This window comes from Acinetobacter sp. LipI_19, assembly GCF_058242925.1.
On the sequence record NZ_JBZAYK010000001.1, the window covers coordinates 1805040 to 1822929 of the forward strand.

A 17890-nucleotide genomic window follows, 5' to 3' on the forward strand; every position below is an offset into this window, starting at 1 on the left:
AAGGTCAAACTCTACATTGATGAAATAAGTATGAGTGCCTACTAGCGCTAGCTTCATTTCAAAGCCTGAATAAGTAAATTATTATCAAGCACAGAGTTTATGACATACATATTATGATGATTCATATTTAAAGTATATTACTGTGTTCATTAAATTTTTGAGTAAAAATTCAATCCATTACATCTTTTAAGCTTTAATTTAACTCAAACATTCAATCACTCATCTAATCATTTTTGAAAGTTTAAAGTCTTAAATAGAAAATCTTAGTCTAAATCAAGATTTACCACCCCAATATAGATCTTATAAAACTGTTTCATATTCAAATGAGTAATGAGTAATGAGTAATGAGTAATGAGTAATGAGTAATGAGTAATGAGTAATGAGTAATGAGTAATGAGTAATGAGTAATGAGTAATGAGTAATGAGTAATGAGTAATGAGTAATGAGTAATGAGTAATGAGTAATGAGTAATGAGTAATGAGTAATGAGTAATGAGTAATGAGTAATGAGTAATGAGTAATGAGTAATGAGTAATGAGTAATGAGTAATGAGTAATGAGTAATGAGTAATGAGTAATGAGTAATGAGTAATGAGTAATGAGTAATGAGTAATGAGTAATGAGTAATGAGTAATGAGTAATGAGTAATGAGTAATGAGTAATGAGTAATGAGTAATGAGTAATGAGTAATGAGTAATGAGTAATGAGTAATGAGTAATGAGTAATGAGTAATGAGTAATGAGTAATGAGTAATGAGTAATGAGTAATGATAAAACTAATTGAGTAATGATAAAACTAATTTAAATACGAAAAACAGCCACTTTTATGGCTGTTTTCAAATCCTTAAGTGATCGCATCACTTTTTGTAAAAGAACATTTAAAAAAACTTTGTGATGGTTTGAATGACTATAGCATTCACAATATCAACAAAAAATGCACCTGTTAGAGGGATAATTAAAAAAGCTTTATGCGATGGCCCATAAGTATTCGTCACTGCTTGAATATTGGCAATGGCAGTTGGTGTTGCGCCTAAATTCACCCCACACTGACCTGCACACAATACTGCCGCATCATAGTTTTTACCCATAACACGGAAAGTAACAAAAAACAGATATAAAGCAAGAAAAATAGTCTGAACAATCAGAATAATCACCAAAGGACCTGCTAAATCAGCAAGTAGCCATAATTGTAAAGACATCAAGGCAATAGCTAAAAATAATGCCAGCGACGCATTACCAAACACATCAATACAACGGTCAAACAGTTCAATTTTAAATACATATTCCAACGTATTACGTAAAAATACTCCACATCCCAATGCCCATACAAAGGTCGGTAGCTCAAACCATTGCCCTTTGGCAAAACCTGTCATAAAGTTAGCAAATACAATACACAGTGCAAACATTCCTATGGTTTTAACTGCATCATCAGCGGTGATTAAACGGGTTTTTTCTGGATATTCAAATGGCGCTGTTTCAGCCGATGGGGGAGCTTGCATACGCGTTGCTGATGGCGCAATTTCTTCAGCCAATTGATAGCGACGAATCAGAAACTTTGCAACTGGACCACCCATCATTCCACCAATGACCAGACCAAATGTCGCACTCGCCATTCCTAAGACAACCGCACCTTTGATACCATAATTTTCTTCAAAAATACTGCCCCATGCTCCAGCTGTACCATGTCCACCAGTTAAAGTGACGGATCCTGCAATCAAGCCAATCAAAGGATTTAAATCCAATACAGTTGCCAAACTTATACCAACAGCATTTTGCAATAACACATAAATCACCACGCAAACCATAAAAAGAAGCAGCGATTTCCCTCCTTCTTTTAATTTAACCAGACTTGCACTCAGTCCAACAGAAGTAAAAAACATCAACATAAAACTTTGTTGAATATTGGCATTAAAATTTACGGTTAAATTAAATTGCTTAAATAGTACAAATGTTACAGCAGCAGCAATTAACCCACCTACGACAGGTTCAGGAATATTATATCGCTTCAATATACTGATCTTATTTACAAGAAAATAACCAATAAAAAGAACGGCTACAGAAATTGCAATCGTGCCAAAAATATCAACATTAATGTTCATTGTTAACCATTCAAAACTTTTATGGCGTTATTAATACTTAAATTTACTCAATAATTCATTAAAAAATATGTAAAACTATTATTAGTCTATTCGTTGGTCAAAATATTCAGAAGAATTTTCATCACTAAACAGATTGAAATTATCACTTTTATTGTGAAGCTTTTAAAGCACGGATTGATTCGTCTCAGCCAATGTAAGAATCGATAGAGCTATACAGATGATGACCTAATTAAACATTGATAAAGGTACATTAAAATAAAACAGGGAAGCGATGTGCTTCCTTGTTTCTATTCTCATAAAGTATTCATCTATTTTTTAACTTCTATTTCAGCTGTAGAATTTGAATCATTTCTATACTCTGACATTGTCAATAATTTAGAGCTTTCTAAACGATCATCAGCATCAAAAACCATTTCATAAGAAGTTTTTTTCCCATTAAAAGCTGATTCTGTTGGTGTGCCAATAATTTCCCAAAGTCCTAAAGTGAAGACATCTGCCGCACCGTGCCAAACCGCACGGCTTATTTTATTAGCCTTTGAATATCCCTGCATAAATGTGTAAATTTCATAACGTTTACCATTTTTAAATTCAGATGTAATAGGTGCCCCAATTTCAGCAATAATTAAACTACGATCTACGCCTTTATTAAATATTGATAAATCTTTTTTTGTTGGTTGCTTTGTTGCCATGACAGCAGCGCAGCCTGTATTTAGAGAAATTACAGCAAATAAAACAATTTTTGATAAACTTTTAATTTTCATACTTAATTACAATCCAATGCGTTGTGTCGACAATCCATTCTTTTGTTCAGTTGTAATTGCCTGATCTTTTACATTGTATCTGAAGTGTAACTTTAGAAAAAGTTATTTTTAATCGTTACACTTCAATTTTTCATTTATTTTTCATTTATTTTTTATTGTATAAATCCCTTTTAATCATACTCACTCAGGTAACTTATATCCGCAATTTGGACAGAAACAATACTTGTTTTTTTCTCTTTCCAATTCCTGCTCTTTACGTTCACGAATCAGTTGTAAAACAATATCTCGCGTCTGCTCAGCAGATAAGCCAACATCTCTACGAATCTCATCAATTTTGTCTTCATCATGAATAATATCAATTTCGCAACTTTCTAACAGATCTCGAAACTTCAACTCCAGTTGTTGTTTTCTTAACTCTAATTCATTGGCTAAACCATTTGCCAAAATACCTGCAGGTAAAGCGGCTAATCCGACGCCAAGTATGGTAATCAATGCACCAAGAAAACGTCCAAGGGGTGTAATCGGTGTTACATCACCATAACCAACAGTGGTTAATGTCACCACGGCCCACCACATAGATGCAGGGATTGAGCTAAAGACATCAGGTTGCGCTCGACCTTCCACGACATAGATACCTGCTGCTGCCATTACGATCATAATGACCAAAATAAAAATTACTGCTTGAAATGAACCTTTTTCACGTTCTATAACACGAAGTAAAATCTGTAGTGAAATGAAATATCGGGTAAGTTTCAATAAACGTAATAAGCGTAAAATCCGCAAAAATCTCAAATCAATATGTACAAAGAAGTTGATATATGCAGGTAAAATCGCCAGTAAATCGATAATCGCAGCACCACTGGTCACATATTTCCAGCGTACTCTCCACTCAGAATCAAACGGTTCTTTTTCTACAACACTCCAAAAACGTAAAATATATTCAGCTGTAAATACAATGATTGAAAAATCTTCAAAAGCATCGAAATAAAGTTGATAGGCTTTATAGACATCATTGATTGATTCTAAAAGTACCGCAACAACATTACCAATAATTAGAAAAATCAAAGAAAAATTGATCGCACGACTAAACCATGTTTCATAATCTTCATTATGCAAATTGTCATATACAAATTTTCGAAGTGTGTACCAAGCTGTGAATCGCATGCATTATTCTTTATTTTAAAGATAAAGCATCTTAATACTTCTCGATTTAATTGCACATCTTCAGCTACTTGAGATTACAATTTTGTTGACTATTTTGAATGTTAAAGCCTCGAACTCAAAGTATAAATATATCTTATTCATTGCATAATTTTTTGTTATAGAATAAATAAGATTACAATGTCTTATTGAATCATATGCATTTTGTGAAGGCGCGGTTGAATTTTATCGTTTTAAAGCTATTTTTATAAATTTTTTAAAGCGTAGAATAAGGTCGCGGACAGTATCGTTAAAGGCACCCTTTCCTCTAAAGATACTATCCGCTAAATCAAAGCCAGTCTCCCAAATGTCTTTGATTTGATAAGTTTATTCTAACGTTCTACTGAATAGAATGTTTCCCGTATTTAATATAAATCTCCAGTATTTTTGGAATGATTTTTCACATATTCCATTATTATCGAAAATATTTTCTGTGGTAAAGCTCATGAATGAAAGTCAGTACAGTTTAGATAGGATTGATCGCAAAATTTTATCGGCACTTCGAAAAGATGGACGTTTAACAGTCGCCCAGCTTTCTGATCTGGTTGGACTCTCCTCTTCACCATGTTGGACACGCGTTAAACGTCTAGAATCTTTAAATGTCATTGAAGGCTATACTGCAACCATTAATGCCAAAGCCATCGGGATTAATGAGCTATTTTTTATTGAGATCACTTTAGAACGTCATGACGACGAGATCTTAGAACAATTTAGTGATGCGCTTAGTCAAATGCCTGAAGTTATAGAAGCGCATTTGGTAACAGGTGATTATGATTATTTGGTCAAAGTTGCGGTGAAAAATGCTGAACATTATGAACGCTTTTTACGTAAAAACTTATATTCAATGAAAGGTATTCGTCATACCCGCTCTATTTTTGCTTTACGTCCTTTAAAGCTTGAAAATAAATCAGACCTAATGATGATTGAATGAGCAAAAAAACTGAGAAGAGTTTTCATATTTAGACTGAAAACTCTTGTTTTTAGCATATTTTTCAGCCAATTTAAAGATACAAAAAGCTTAACACCTACAAAAAATAGTACTTTAGTCTAAGACTTTTTTGAATATTTATTACACAAATATACTAATCAAATTTTAATCTGGTTGTTTTTCGTACACATCTTTACAAATTTAAAAACAAATTATTTCATATATTTAAATCATTTACGAAAAAAATCATTACACAAACTAAGATTTATGTAACTTTTCTACATTACAATATTATTAAAACTTGATGAAACAGGAAATATATGAAGAGATTTTTTAAATACCTACTGATTGTCATCGGGGTTATATTTGTTATTGGATTGATCTTTTTATTTAGACCAATTGCTTCTAAAAAAGTCAACACAACAGCAGATGAACCAGTTGTAGATGTGGTACTTGTTGGTGGCGGTATTATGAGTGCAACCTTGGGGACTTACCTCAATGAAGTTGAACCAGACTGGACCATCAATATGTATGAGCGTTTGGATCAAGTAGGTCAAGAAAGTTCTGCGGGATTCAACAACGCAGGAACGGGACACTCTGGCTTTATGGAAATGAACTATACCCCTGAGAAAGACGGTAAAGTTGATATTAAAAAAGCCATTGATACTGCTTCACAGTTTGAAGTAAGTAAACAATTCTGGGCTTATCAAGTCAAAAATGGCGTGCTGGGTCAACCAAACAGCTTTATTAATCCTGTACCACATATTGCCTTTGTTTGGGGCGATAGCGTGAACTACATGAAAAAACGTTATGAAGCGATGAGCCAAAGCCCAATGTTCGAAGGATTAAAATATACTGAAAATCCTGCTGAAATTAAGCAATGGGCGCCTTTAGTTATGCAGGGCCGTGATGCAAACCAAAAAGTTGCTGCAACACGTATGGACGTAGGTTCTGATGTAAATTATGGTTCAATTACGACTCAATTAATTGATCATTTGAAAAAACAGCCTAAATTCAAACTTGAAACTTCATCTGAAGTAACAGGTATTAGTCAAAATGCAGACAAAACTTGGACTGTATCGTTTAAAAATCTAAAAACCAACACAACCAGTCATGTTAAAACTCGCCATGTGTTTATTGGTGCGGGCGGTGCTGCAATTAGATTATTACAAATGACAGGTCTGGAAGAAACTAAGCAATATGCTGGCTTCCCGATCGGTGGTATTTTCTTGATGACAGACAATCCAGCTGTTACATCACAACATACTGCAAAAGTCTATGGTAAGCCTGAATTAGGTGCACCTCCGATGTCTGTACCACACATTGATACTCGTTACGTTGATGGTAAAAAGTATGTATTGTTTGGCCCATTCGCAACCTATTCAAACAAGTTCCTAAAAAATGGCTCTCAGTTTGATTTAATTGATGCGACCAACAAAAACAATGTGATTCCGATGGCAACCATTGGAATAGAAAATCTGGACTTGGTGAAATATTTAGTCAGCCAAGTGGCGATGTCTAAGCAAGATCAGTTCAATGAATTGAAAAAGTATTATCCAGATGCAAAAATTGAAGACTGGACTTTAAGCCAAGCTGGCCAACGTGTTCAAATCATCAAAAAAGCACCGGGTAAACCAGCAACACTTCAATTCGGTACTGAGATTTTCACCTCTAAAGATGGTTCAATCACGGGCCTTCTTGGTGCTTCACCAGGTGCATCAACCTCTCCATACATTATGTTGAGCTTGATGGAAAAAGCGTTCCCAGAGCAAGTGAAAGGTAAATGGAATCCAAAATTGCATGAGATTGTGAAGTCTTATCAACAGGATTTAAATACCAACCCTGCTCTGCTTGATCAAGTGCGTACATATACCAGCTCGACTTTAGGTTTAAACTATACACCTACTCGTAAAGCTGCAAATGATGCGACAGCCGCTGCTGCACCTGCTGTAGCAAATGCACATTAATTTTCTTGTGTAAAAAAGATGAGCTACAGCTCATCTTTTTTATAGCTGAATATCTCATTTTGTGTTTTAATAGACTCAGTATGAGATGAGCCTTATATAAGTATAGAGTGATCTATACGACTAGCCCCTGAATAAGGGGCTTTTTAATGCCTACTCAAAAACTTTCTGATTAAGCAAATGGTTATTAAAGAAAATTAAGCTTTACCCAATTGATTAATTTATAAAAAATGATCAAAAAATTTATTTATTTTCACTGAATCTAATTGATTTAAAACAGATCATTAAAATTTTAGAATAATAAAAATTTGAATGTAATAATTTACTTATAAAAATAGATTACGAGGATTTATTTTGAATCAAACTATATATCAGTTGTTTTAAGTTATCTTGAATATCTTTGGGTAATTGTATAAATAAAGCATCGATAGGCATCTTATCCCAATTTTCTGAGACATTCTCTTGCTCATCTAAACTCTCAGCCAATAAGAATAGCTGTGCGACAGAACAATTAAAAGCTTCCGCAAGGTATCGGAGTATTGCAGGACTGTACCCTTGATTACCATTCTCAAGATTGGAAATATTACTTTTTGAAGTATTGGAAAAAATCGGCTAATTGCTGTTGAGTCCAGCCCTTCCGTTTTCTCAAATAACATATTGGATGACCTAGAGATCAACTCATTAACAAATGCATTATTTGATTTCGTGAACACTGATTTTGATCTATCGAGCATTAATCATTATGTCGTTATTTTAGATTTTAAAGATATGATGGCTGACATTTTAAAAATGTATAGTTAACAAATTATTATTTTTATCAAAAAATATCTGTACTAAATTCCTAAATGAAAAATATACAATTGCCGATTTGAATCAATGATTTGTTTAATACACTCTTTCATTTGGTCAAACTGATCCACCACTTTATATTTCTGAAATATTAATTTTTCTTGCTCTTCAACAAATTTATAAGTTTATCCTTTACTAAATTTTAGAAATTTCAGAAATAATTTTATAACATTTATAATACTGCTGATTATGTTATATGCAGCTAAAGCCCCTTTCGAATCAATAATCGTTTGAACATAGTAATTTAAACCAGTATGTCTAACCTTTTTAGATGGATTATAAGTTGGTATCTGTTGTAAGAAACCATAAAAAACATAATTTGATTATCATGTATAGATACATCATAAGGTACTTGATTAACCAGTTGCATATGATCTTCATATGCATATGTTTCTTTATCTAGGACAACAAAATCGTGTACTTGAGCCATTTCTCACCAGTTTATATAACATTGATGTAATTCCTTTACTCTATTGTATAAACCATTCGAATATCATTTTAACCATTATATTTAAGTAAATAGCACATATAAGCATTTTTATACATAAAACTAAGGGCTGAATAATCAGCCCTTAGTTTCAACTCAATTTAATATATTTTTCAATAGATTAGCTTAATTGAGCAGCAGCAATTTTCTTAGTATCGATACCTTTAGCAGCATCTGTATACTCGCCCATCTTGTCGAAGTTCAAGTATTGATAGATGTCAGCAGACATGCTGTCAATTTGAGCAGCATATTGTTGATACTCTTCAGGAGAAGGTAATTTGCCAAGTACCGCAGCAACAGATGCAAGCTCAGCAGAAGCTAAGTATACATTTGCACCTTGACCTAAACGGTTCGGGAAGTTACGCGTAGAAGTCGATACACAAGTAGTGTTCGGAGCTACACGTGCTTGGTTACCCATACATAATGAACAACCTGGCATTTCAGTACGCGCGCCAGCTTTACCATAAATGTTATAGAAACCTTCTTCCATCAATTGATGCTCGTCCATACGTGTTGGTGGAGCCAACCATAATCGAGTAGACAATGAACCACCTGGTACTTTATCAAGTAATTTACCAGCTGCACGGAAGTGACCAATGTTCGTCATACAAGAACCAACGAATACTTCATCAATCTTAACGCCTTGAACATCAGAAAGAAGTTTAGCGTCATCTGGATCGTTCGGGCAGCAAAGAACTGGTTCTTTAATGTCAGCAAGATCAATTTCATACACTTTAGTGTATTCAGCATCAGCATCAGCTTGAAGAAGTGATGGATTCGCTAACCATTTTTCCATGTTCTCAACACGGCGAGCCATAGTACGTGCATCGCCATAACCTTGAGAAATCATCCACTTCAACATGGTGATGTTAGAGTTCAGGTATTCAGCAACTTTCGTTTCAGAAAGTGTGATTGAACAACCAGCAGCAGAACGTTCAGCAGAAGCATCAGAAAGTTCGAATGCTTGCTCTACAGTTAGGTCAGTTTCCATTTCTGTTAAGTCGATTTCTAAGATACGACCAGAGAAAATGTTTTTCTTACCTTTTTTCTCTACAGTTAAGTCACCCGCTTGAATCGCGTAGTAAGGAATTGCATGTACAAGGTCACGTAGCGTGATACCAGGTTGCATTTTACCTTTGAACTTAACAAGTACAGACTCAGGCATATCTAATGGCATAACACCAGTTGCAGCAGCAAACGCGACTAGACCAGAACCCGCTGGGAATGAAATACCGATTGGGAAACGTGTATGTGAGTCACCACCAGTACCAACTGTATCTGGAAGAAGCATACGGTTTAACCAAGAGTGAATAATACCGTCACCTGGACGTAATGAAACACCACCACGGTTCATGATGAAATCAGGAAGCGTATGTTGCATTTGAACGTCAACTGGTTTTGGATATGCAGCTGTGTGACAGAAAGATTGCATCACAAGATCAGCAGAGAAACCTAAGCAAGCTAAGTCTTTCAATTCATCACGTGTCATCGGACCAGTCGTATCTTGCGAACCAACAGTCGTCATTTTCGGTTCACAGTAAGTACCTGGACGAACGCCTTGACCTTCTGGAAGACCACAAGCACGGCCAACCATTTTTTGAGCTTGAGTAAAGCCTTTACCAGTGTTTTCAGGTTGAACTGGAACACGGAATAAAGTAGATGCTGGCAGACCTAAAGCTTCACGCGCTTTAGTTGTCAAACCACGACCAACGATTAAGTTGATACGACCACCCGCACGAACTTCGTCAAGAAGAACAGGCGTCTTCAACTCAGATTCAGCGATTTGCTCGCCTGCTTTAAATGCAGTTACTTTTGCTGCAGCATGATCAATTTTAAGAACGATTTCATCGCCCATGTTCATGTTAGCAACATCAATTTCAACAGGTAACGCACCAGCATCTTCCATTGTGTTGAAGAAAATTGGAGCGATTTTAGAACCTAAGCAGTAACCACCGTCTTTTTTGTTCGGGATGTGAGCAATGTCATCACCAAAGAACCAAAGCACTGAGTTAGTCGCTGATTTACGAGAAGAACCGGTACCAACAACGTCACCAACATAAGCAACTTGGTTGCCTTTTGCGATGAGTTCTTTGATTTGGTTTAATGGACCAACTTCACCAGGAACTTCTGGGTTGATACCATCACGTACGTTTTTAAGCATTGCGTTTGCATGCAATGGGATATCTGGACGGCTCCAAGCATCTTGTGCAGGAGACAAATCATCAGTATTTGTTTCGCCAGTTACTTTGAAAACAGTAAGTTTGATTTCTTCTGGAACGTCTTTACGGCTAGTAAACCATTCAGCATCAGCCCAAGATTGCATAACGGCTTGTGCATTTGCATTACCCGCTTTGGCTTTTTCAGCAACGTCATGGAACGCATCAAATACAAGAAGCGTTTTTTTCAATGCTTCAGCAGCTAAGCTTGAAAGTGCAGCATCATCAAGTAATTCAACCAAAGGTGCTACGTTATAACCACCAAGCATAGTACCTAATAAGTAAACCGCACGCTCTTTAGAAACCAATGGAGAAGTCGCTTCACCTTTAGCAACAGCAGTCAAGAAAGCAGCTTTTACATATGCAGCTTGGTCAACACCTGCTGGAACACGGTTTTCAAGCAAATCTACTAAAAATGCTTCTTCACCCGCTGGTGGATTTTTTAGTAATTCAACCAAGTCAGCAGTTTGAGCATCGTCAAGTGGCTTCGGTGGGACTCCGAGTGCGGCACGTTCTGCAACGTGTTGGCGGTAAGCTTCTAGCACGGTGTAATTCCTCTTTTTAAAAATTTACCTGTGAATTCCTGCTTATTAAAGCTTCACAGGCAATATGGACTGTCAAATTTTACTAAAAATCAAGCCAAAAGTTAATGCAATGAGCGTATTAATTCGTGATGACCATTATTTTATAAATAAATACTCATCACTTTTCGCTTCATTTAACTACAGATCTACACAGTACGCTTTCATCAGACGTTTATGTAAATTATTTCTCAAATTAAATCGAAAAATCCCTAAAAATACAGGGTCTGTTGACAATTCGTCTATGTTTGCGACTACGGGTGTTTTTTAGATGATACAAGGCATGAAATATGAAATTTAGTCATTCTAAATGAATAGTTCGTAACGATGTAGCAGCAAAAAACACTCTAGTCCCCCCGCTGCGCCTTGCGCTGCAAACAAAGCAGTGCTTTGTTCTTGCTCAGGGTTGTGGCTAAAATTATCTCAGTCTGCGTTATGAAACTCAAAAATAATCTCGCTATTCTCTTCGTTTCATACCTTGCCTGCTCAATTTTAGCCTACAACTCAAACCATTTATGAAATGCCAGCAGACCCTTATCTTTGTAAAACATGAACTTCTCTTTAATCCGAAAGAAGTTATGCCTACATGGCTTTTAGACTGTTTTAGCCATAAAAAAAGCAACATATGTTGCCTTTTTTTTAGAGCAAAGTACATTCCACCTTAGTGGACTGTTGTACTGTCTACATACTTTTGAAATTCTGTACGACAACCTTCAAATTTCATTTGCACTTCATCTTCATGAAACATTGAATGTTCAGTACACGCAAATGAAATTTTTACTTGGTATAACTTCGCTCGTTCGTCAATGACTTCTTGGAAAAAAACTTGATCACCTAAACTCAGCACATAATGACTTCCGCTAATCACAGCGACACCATTGTCATCTTCTAAGAGCAAATCTGCATTATGTAAATAAGCAACTACTTCCATTGTCTCACTCCTATGCTACTTTTTGTTTTCTATTTCTATATTGTATATATGCTTTTCAATTTATATGCTAATCATTTTTTGTGACGAGGCTTGTCGATTACTTAGAGATTCTCGATAACCCAACATAAAAAACACGTCATGGTAATCTTTATGCAAAAAACACATATAAATGATTTAAAGGGATGGACACTCAAAAGTGTGAATGTATTGACCATTCACGATTCGCATTTCTAATTTACACAAATTCTATTCTTTCATTGTCTGCTAACCAAGCATATTGCCTATTTTGGTACTTTAAGCCATAAAAAAACCGCTCCTTAGAACGGTTTATAATCTGGCATTTTTTTGGGATCATGCGGTGTATTTAAACACTGTTCAAATGCTTCGTTCTTAAACTTTGCTTGAACTGCATCTTTATCCGCTTTTAGCTCTGCATCTGATAATGCATAGACTTTTTCTAAATACTCAAGTACAAAGCCTTTAGTCGTTGGATCAGTGACTTTATTTGCATACTCAATTGCTTCTTTCTTGGTAATCCCATTTTGACGATCTAGAGTAATAGAGCGTGCAGCATTACCAATACTGGTACAGTAACCTTTCCAAATTTCTTCAGGAGTTGCAGGCTTTTTCTCAGTACAACCCACCATCAATAAAACAGTGCTTATCGCACCTAAAATTACGAACTTCTGCATTAAAAAATCTCCAATTCCACACTATGATACTTAATTTTTTAGTAAATTGGAGAGTTTCTTGCTTTGAAATCTTACATTCCTCGCCAATCTATACGTGCATTGCGCTCCGTGGCATAAATTCTTTTCACGTATTGCCCTAAAGGCAGTTCTAACAAATGTTGGCTAAATTCGGTAAATTCTTGAGAAATATTTTCTGCATATTCCTTTTCCCACGGTGTCGCAGGTAATTCTAATAAAGGCGCAAGAATTGAACATACAGAGATATCTGCTAAACCAAGACGGTCACCCACAAAATAACGGCAACCGTTATCAATCAAAATCTTATTTAAACTGTCGATAGTCAGCTCTAAATTGTATTTAGATTCTTCGACTTTCTCTTTATCTAATTGATAACTTTTTGAAACCATGGTTTTTAGAATAGGCTTTGAAATTTTTTCAAATTGACGTAAATAGCCTTTTTCACCAATCATAATCTCTAGCGGTTCATCGCCTTCTGCTAAAGCATGTGCCAATCCCCAACGACGTACATGAATACCTAACTCATTGGCAATCAAATCAATTTCTAAGGTTTTTTCACGAAGCGTATGATCGGTACGAAGCAGTCGATGTTCAGGATAAACGTCATCTAGATACAATGCGATTTGAGTCGACCCCGCAATAAAACGTTCTCCATCTTTTAAAATAGGCAGCTTGTTTTGCCCTGTTTTAAGTTGTGCAAATGCACGATGGACACCTGGGATTAAATTCTGCGCAACAAAATCCAATTCTTTATGATCAAGCAACCAACGAGCTTTTTCACAGTAATGCGAGAGTGGGAATTGGTACAACGTACGCATGTAATCTCCAAATTATTTTTTTAATTAAAAGCTTAGATAAATCTAAAAGTTAAGATTAATCCTGAGTAATCTCCTGTACTTTAGACATTCATCGTCTGAATTACAATGTACTTTTTACTTCAATCGCTCGTCATATGACCCAATGCTTATTCTATGGTTATATCTGTTTCTTTATTCTTTATTCTTGATAGGAATAACAAAGCTGACTCAAACTAAAAATCAGACTAGAATAACTTAAACTAAATTATAAATTTCAATTATTTAACTTATACTCAATATTAAAAAACTTTGCGATTTTTATCCTAACAATAATTTTAGATAAGTTAAGCACAATAGTTCGTTTAATTTTTACCACAATATTGCTTAGTGTTTTGGTATCTATTGAAAGGTGCCAATATGTCTAGTTTGAATTCTTCTACCTCAGCCTTTGTGATCCAAAACGATCAACAAGCAATAAATGCAGCTTACCAAGTTGCTGATTTTGCTTTGGTAGAACGAAATATACGTGATCAACAACGAATTTTACCTGTTGATGTCATTCAAGAATTAAGCCTCAAAGGATTAGGCGGAATTCGTATTGCCAAAAAATATGGTGGCGCTCAAGTTTCAAATAAAACCCTTGCGCATGTTTTTCGTATTTTATCTAAGGCAGATGCCAGTGTTGGTCAGATTCCTCAAAATCAATTTGGCTTGTTAAATGCCATTGAGCATATCGCCAATGAACAGCAAAAACAGTTTATTTATACTGAAATTTTAAATGGTAAACGTCTTTCTAATGGTGGCCCAGAACGCAATACTAAAGATACCCGCACTATTGAAACACGTTTAGAACAGATCAATGGTCAATATTTTTTAAATGGTGAGAAGTTTTATTCAACGGGTTCATATTTTGCCGATTGGTTGGCGATACGTGCAATTCATCCAGATGGACATATTGTTTTAACTGTTATTGATGCAAAAGCCGACGGTGTGGAAATTGTTGATGATTGGGATGGCTTTGGACAACGTACAACGGCAAGTGGCACAGTGCGTTTAAAGAATGTTGTGGTTCACCCAGATCTTATTATGGATGAAAAACCACTTGCTGATGCGTCAAAATATCGTGGGGCGTACTCACAACTGATTCAGGTTGCGATTGATGTGGGTATTGCAGAAGCAGCCTTTGCTGATACTTTATCTGCAATCCATAAAGCGCGCCCAATCATTGATGCCAATGTGGATAAAGCCAGTTTTGAAGCGTATACCCTACAAGAAGTCGGTAAGCTCAATATCTTACTCGATGCATCGATTTTATTGCTCGATGAAGCCGCAGAATATTTAGATCAGTTAGATTCTCAAGACATCGTCAGTCCTGAACAAGCCAGTAAAGCCTCCATTATCGTTGCTGAGGCAAAAGTGTATGCCAATGATGCAGCACTACTTATTTCTGAAAAGCTACTTGAATTAGGCGGTAGTCGTTCAAGTCTAGCAACACATAATCTAGATCAACACTGGCGTAATGCTCGTGTACATACCTTACATGACCCTGTGCGTTGGAAACTTCATGCCATTGGAAACTATTACTTAAATGGTACGCAAAATCAGCGCCATGCGTGGATTTAAAGTTAAACGACTTTGTTACTCATCAGGGAAATATTATGACAACTTATCAAGATATCAATAAAACATTGGATGTACACAATCATCCCTTTGCACAAGCACATATTATTCAAAATGATCAAGAAGCTTTAGAAATCGCGCAACAGTTGAGTCAGCAATTTAAAGAGAATGCGGTACTCCGTGATGCTGAAAGAATTTTACCTTTTGATGAGGTTGAAGCTTTTAGTCAATCAGGGTTATGGGCCATCACAGTACCACGGCAATATGGTGGTGCAGAGGTCTCTAGTCATACTGTTGCTAAAATAATTGCATTATTCAGTGGCGTAGATGGCTCTATTGGTCAAATCCCACAAAACCATTTTTATGCACTAGAAGTATTACGTAATACAGGCACAGAACAGCAAAAGAAAAAACTTTATAGCGAAGTACTTCAAGGCGCACGTTTTGGCAATGCCCTCGCTGAATTTAAGACCAAGACTGCTGCACAAAAGCATACCCAAATTAATCAAACTGAACATGGTTATGTGGTCAATGGGGAAAAGTTCTATTGCACGGGCAGTCTATTTGCCCATCGTATTCCGACATTAGTCCGTGATGCTGAAGAACGTGAATATTTGGCTTTTATTTCTGCAGATGCACAAGGCTTACAACGTATCAATGATTGGTCAGGCTTTGGACAAAAAACCACAGGTAGTGGTACCGTAAAATTCAATCAAGTTTTTGTTGAATCTGAATATGTCATTCGTTTTGACACTGCATTTTCTGAACCCACCCTTGTTGGGCCATTTGCACAAATTATGCATGCTGCGATTGAAACAGGCATTGCGCGTGCAGCATTTGAAGAAACAATAGAACGGGTTAAACAAGCACGCGCATGGATTGATGCCAATGTAGAACGTGCAGACCAAGATCCACTGACCATTTATGAATTAGGTCGTGTTGCTGCTGATGTAAGAGCAAGTGAGGTTTTATTAAAACAAGCTGCTCAATCTATTGATGCAGCAAAACCACAACCTACAGTTGAAAATATTGCCAAAGCCTCACTAGATGTTGCTAAAGTCCGTGCACACAGTACAGAAACAGCATTAAAAGCGTCTTCAAAATTGATCGAATTGGCTGGAAGTCGCGGTAGTCAACGTGCCGATGGCTTAGATCGACATTGGCGCAATGTACGGGTACATACACTGCATGATGCATCACGCTGGAAATATTATTTTATTGGAAACTATGTATTAAACAACATCCTTCCACCACGCAGAGGGACATTGTAATGACAAATACATCTCAACATACAGCACCTAAAAAACAAATTTTACTCAATGCTTTTGACATGAACAGTGTCGGCCATATCAATCACGGCTTATGGACCCATCCGCGTGATGAATCTCATCGTTTTAATGAGCTCAATTACTGGACTGATCTCGCTAAGACCTTGGAGCAAGGTTTATTTGATGTGTTGTTTATCGCAGACATTACCGGTGTTTATGATGTCTACCAGAATGGTATAGATTTAACCTTAAAAGAGTCCATCCAACTGCCGAGTCATGACCCATCTACCCTGATTTCCGCAATGGCAGCTGTAACCCAAAATCTAGGTTTTGGCGTGACCGTAAACTTAAGTTACGAAACTCCGTACCAATTCGCACGGCGCTTCGCGAGTTTAGATCATCTGACACAAGGTCGGATTGGCTGGAATATTGTGACGGGGTATTTGGACAGTGCTGAACGCTTAATTGGGCAAAAAGGTTTAAAAGATCATGACTTACGTTATGAACAAGCTGAAGAATTTTTAGAGCTTTGCTATAAGTTTTGGGAAGGTTCTTGGGAAAATGATGCAGTACAAAAAGATAAGCAAAAGCGTATTTTTACTGACCCTAAAAAAGTTCATCAAATTAACCATCAAGGGCGTTTTTATCAAAGCCAAGGTGTTTTCCAAGTCTCACCTTCACCACAGCGTACCCCTGTGCTCTTTCAAGCAGGTGCTTCACCACGCGGTTTAGCATTCTCCACACGTCATGCGGAATGTGTCTTTATTGGGGGTGATCAACCTGCAAAAATCAAACAACAAGTGGACAAGATTAGAGAATTGACTGTGCAACAAGGCCGTAATCCCGAAGATATTAAAATCTTTGTGGGAATCACAGTGGTTACAGCAGAAACAGATGAATTAGCTCAAGAAAAATTAGTTGAATATGCCCGCTATGCAAGTCCAGAAGCAGGTTTAGCACATTTCTCAAGTTCAGTCGGTATAGACCTATCCAAATATGCTGATGATGAGGCAATCCCATATCAACAAACCAATAGTATTGCTTCAGTCAATAATAAATTTAAGGAAAACCAGATCACGCCTAACGATCTTAAAGCACAGCATCAACTCGGTGGTCGTTATCCACTGATTGTTGGAAGTGGTGAAACAATTGCTGAAAAATTAATTCAGTTGATTGATGAAACAGGTATTGATGGCTTTAACTTAACTCGTACTGTTGCGCCTGAATCACATCATGACTTTATTCGTTTTGTTATTCCTGAACTTCAACAACGTGGCAGATTTAAAACCAAATATGAAAATGGTTCTTTACGTAACAAAATCTTTAAACAGGGTGATCATTTAACTCAACAACACCCTGCTGCTGATTTTCGATGTCAAAACTCAAATCATAACAACAGCATCGAAACGGCAGATCGGCAAAAGCAAACTGCCTAAATAACCTAATCAGCAAACATGATGAATTGAATAATTTCACTTTAAG

12 protein-coding genes are annotated in these 17890 nt (G+C 36.3%); 5 read left to right on the forward strand and 7 right to left on the reverse strand.

The window, feature by feature from the left end; translation table 11 throughout:
• Positions 1 to 875: 875 nt before the first annotated feature.
• The 3 genes from gltS to AC4CVF_RS08765 form a co-directional block, all read right to left on the reverse strand.
• The gene (gene gltS / locus AC4CVF_RS08755) at positions 876 to 2096 is read right to left on the reverse strand and encodes a sodium/glutamate symporter (RefSeq protein ID WP_490789212.1); all 1221 of its coding nucleotides are present in this window, start codon (positions 2094 to 2096) and stop codon (positions 876 to 878) included.
• Between the two features lie 308 nt (positions 2097 to 2404).
• Positions 2405 to 2857 (reverse strand): hypothetical protein, encoded by a 453-nt coding sequence (locus AC4CVF_RS08760; RefSeq protein WP_419820486.1) that lies wholly within the window; start codon positions 2855 to 2857, stop codon positions 2405 to 2407.
• 180 nt (positions 2858 to 3037) lie between these two features.
• Positions 3038 to 4021, reverse strand: a complete 984-nt coding sequence (locus tag AC4CVF_RS08765) for an ion transporter (RefSeq protein ID WP_419327435.1) — start codon at positions 4019 to 4021, stop codon at positions 3038 to 3040.
• A 481-nt stretch (positions 4022 to 4502) separates the two neighbouring features.
• Between AC4CVF_RS08765 and AC4CVF_RS08770 the strand changes: the two genes are divergently transcribed.
• Both AC4CVF_RS08770 and mqo read left to right on the forward strand, forming a co-directional pair.
• Positions 4503 to 4988 carry an Lrp/AsnC family transcriptional regulator gene (locus AC4CVF_RS08770; RefSeq protein ID WP_336952998.1) on the forward strand — a complete coding sequence of 162 codons (486 nt, stop codon included), beginning with the start codon at positions 4503 to 4505 and terminating at the stop codon, positions 4986 to 4988.
• 317 nt (positions 4989 to 5305) lie between these two features.
• The gene (gene mqo, locus AC4CVF_RS08775) at positions 5306 to 6952 is read left to right on the forward strand and encodes a malate dehydrogenase (quinone) (RefSeq protein WP_419820488.1); all 1647 of its coding nucleotides are present in this window, start codon (positions 5306 to 5308) and stop codon (positions 6950 to 6952) included.
• Between the two features lie 1454 nt (positions 6953 to 8406).
• On the opposite strand, the gene AC4CVF_RS08780 is transcribed toward mqo, so the two are convergent.
• The 4 genes from AC4CVF_RS08780 to AC4CVF_RS08795 form a co-directional block, all read right to left on the reverse strand.
• A complete protein-coding gene (locus AC4CVF_RS08780; protein WP_490789213.1) occupies positions 8407 to 11046 on the reverse strand; it encodes a bifunctional aconitate hydratase 2/2-methylisocitrate dehydratase in 2640 nt (879 codons plus the stop codon).
• Between the two features lie 697 nt (positions 11047 to 11743).
• Complete coding sequence (locus AC4CVF_RS08785; protein WP_004720907.1) at positions 11744 to 12013, reverse strand: hypothetical protein; 270 nt, start codon at positions 12011 to 12013, stop codon at positions 11744 to 11746.
• Between the two features lie 317 nt (positions 12014 to 12330).
• Positions 12331 to 12705, reverse strand: a complete 375-nt coding sequence (locus AC4CVF_RS08790; protein ID WP_336953003.1) for a hypothetical protein — start codon at positions 12703 to 12705, stop codon at positions 12331 to 12333.
• A 71-nt stretch (positions 12706 to 12776) separates the two neighbouring features.
• Positions 12777 to 13541, reverse strand: a complete 765-nt coding sequence (locus AC4CVF_RS08795) for a glutathione S-transferase family protein (protein ID WP_483769969.1) — start codon at positions 13539 to 13541, stop codon at positions 12777 to 12779.
• A gap of 396 nt (positions 13542 to 13937) precedes the next feature.
• Here AC4CVF_RS08795 and AC4CVF_RS08800 point away from each other — a divergent pair, with 396 nt between their 5' ends.
• Genes AC4CVF_RS08800 through AC4CVF_RS08810 form a run of 3 tightly spaced genes read left to right on the forward strand, consistent with a single transcriptional unit; the run spans position 13938 to position 17844 of the window.
• On the forward strand, positions 13938 to 15143 hold the full coding sequence (locus AC4CVF_RS08800) for an SfnB family sulfur acquisition oxidoreductase (protein WP_483769970.1): 1206 nt from the start codon (positions 13938 to 13940) through the stop codon (positions 15141 to 15143).
• A 35-nt stretch (positions 15144 to 15178) separates the two neighbouring features.
• The gene (locus tag AC4CVF_RS08805) at positions 15179 to 16411 is read left to right on the forward strand and encodes an SfnB family sulfur acquisition oxidoreductase (RefSeq protein WP_483769971.1); all 1233 of its coding nucleotides are present in this window, start codon (positions 15179 to 15181) and stop codon (positions 16409 to 16411) included.
• The gene (locus tag AC4CVF_RS08810) at positions 16411 to 17844 is read left to right on the forward strand and encodes an LLM class flavin-dependent oxidoreductase (RefSeq protein ID WP_490789214.1); all 1434 of its coding nucleotides are present in this window, start codon (positions 16411 to 16413) and stop codon (positions 17842 to 17844) included. The genes AC4CVF_RS08805 and AC4CVF_RS08810 overlap by 1 nt, the downstream gene beginning before the upstream one ends.
• Positions 17845 to 17890: the final 46 nt, after the last annotated feature.

What these genes read in the sequence shown, in the direction of transcription:
- gltS (WP_490789212.1), bottom strand. Translation starts at nt 2,096, where the DNA reads ATGAACATTAATGTTGATATTTTTGGCACGATTGCAATTTCTGTAGCC.
- AC4CVF_RS08760 (WP_419820486.1), bottom strand. Translation starts at nt 2,857, where the DNA reads ATGAAAATTAAAAGTTTATCAAAAATTGTTTTATTTGCTGTAATTTCT.
- AC4CVF_RS08765 (WP_419327435.1), bottom strand. Translation starts at nt 4,021, where the DNA reads ATGCGATTCACAGCTTGGTACACACTTCGAAAATTTGTATATGACAAT.
- AC4CVF_RS08770 (WP_336952998.1), top strand. Translation starts at nt 4,503, where the DNA reads ATGAATGAAAGTCAGTACAGTTTAGATAGGATTGATCGCAAAATTTTA.
- mqo (WP_419820488.1), top strand. Translation starts at nt 5,306, where the DNA reads ATGAAGAGATTTTTTAAATACCTACTGATTGTCATCGGGGTTATATTT.
- AC4CVF_RS08785 (WP_004720907.1), bottom strand. Translation starts at nt 12,013, where the DNA reads ATGGAAGTAGTTGCTTATTTACATAATGCAGATTTGCTCTTAGAAGAT.
- AC4CVF_RS08790 (WP_336953003.1), bottom strand. Translation starts at nt 12,705, where the DNA reads ATGCAGAAGTTCGTAATTTTAGGTGCGATAAGCACTGTTTTATTGATG.
- AC4CVF_RS08795 (WP_483769969.1), bottom strand. Translation starts at nt 13,541, where the DNA reads ATGCGTACGTTGTACCAATTCCCACTCTCGCATTACTGTGAAAAAGCT.
- AC4CVF_RS08800 (WP_483769970.1), top strand. Translation starts at nt 13,938, where the DNA reads ATGTCTAGTTTGAATTCTTCTACCTCAGCCTTTGTGATCCAAAACGAT.
- AC4CVF_RS08805 (WP_483769971.1), top strand. Translation starts at nt 15,179, where the DNA reads ATGACAACTTATCAAGATATCAATAAAACATTGGATGTACACAATCAT.
- AC4CVF_RS08810 (WP_490789214.1), top strand. Translation starts at nt 16,411, where the DNA reads ATGACAAATACATCTCAACATACAGCACCTAAAAAACAAATTTTACTC.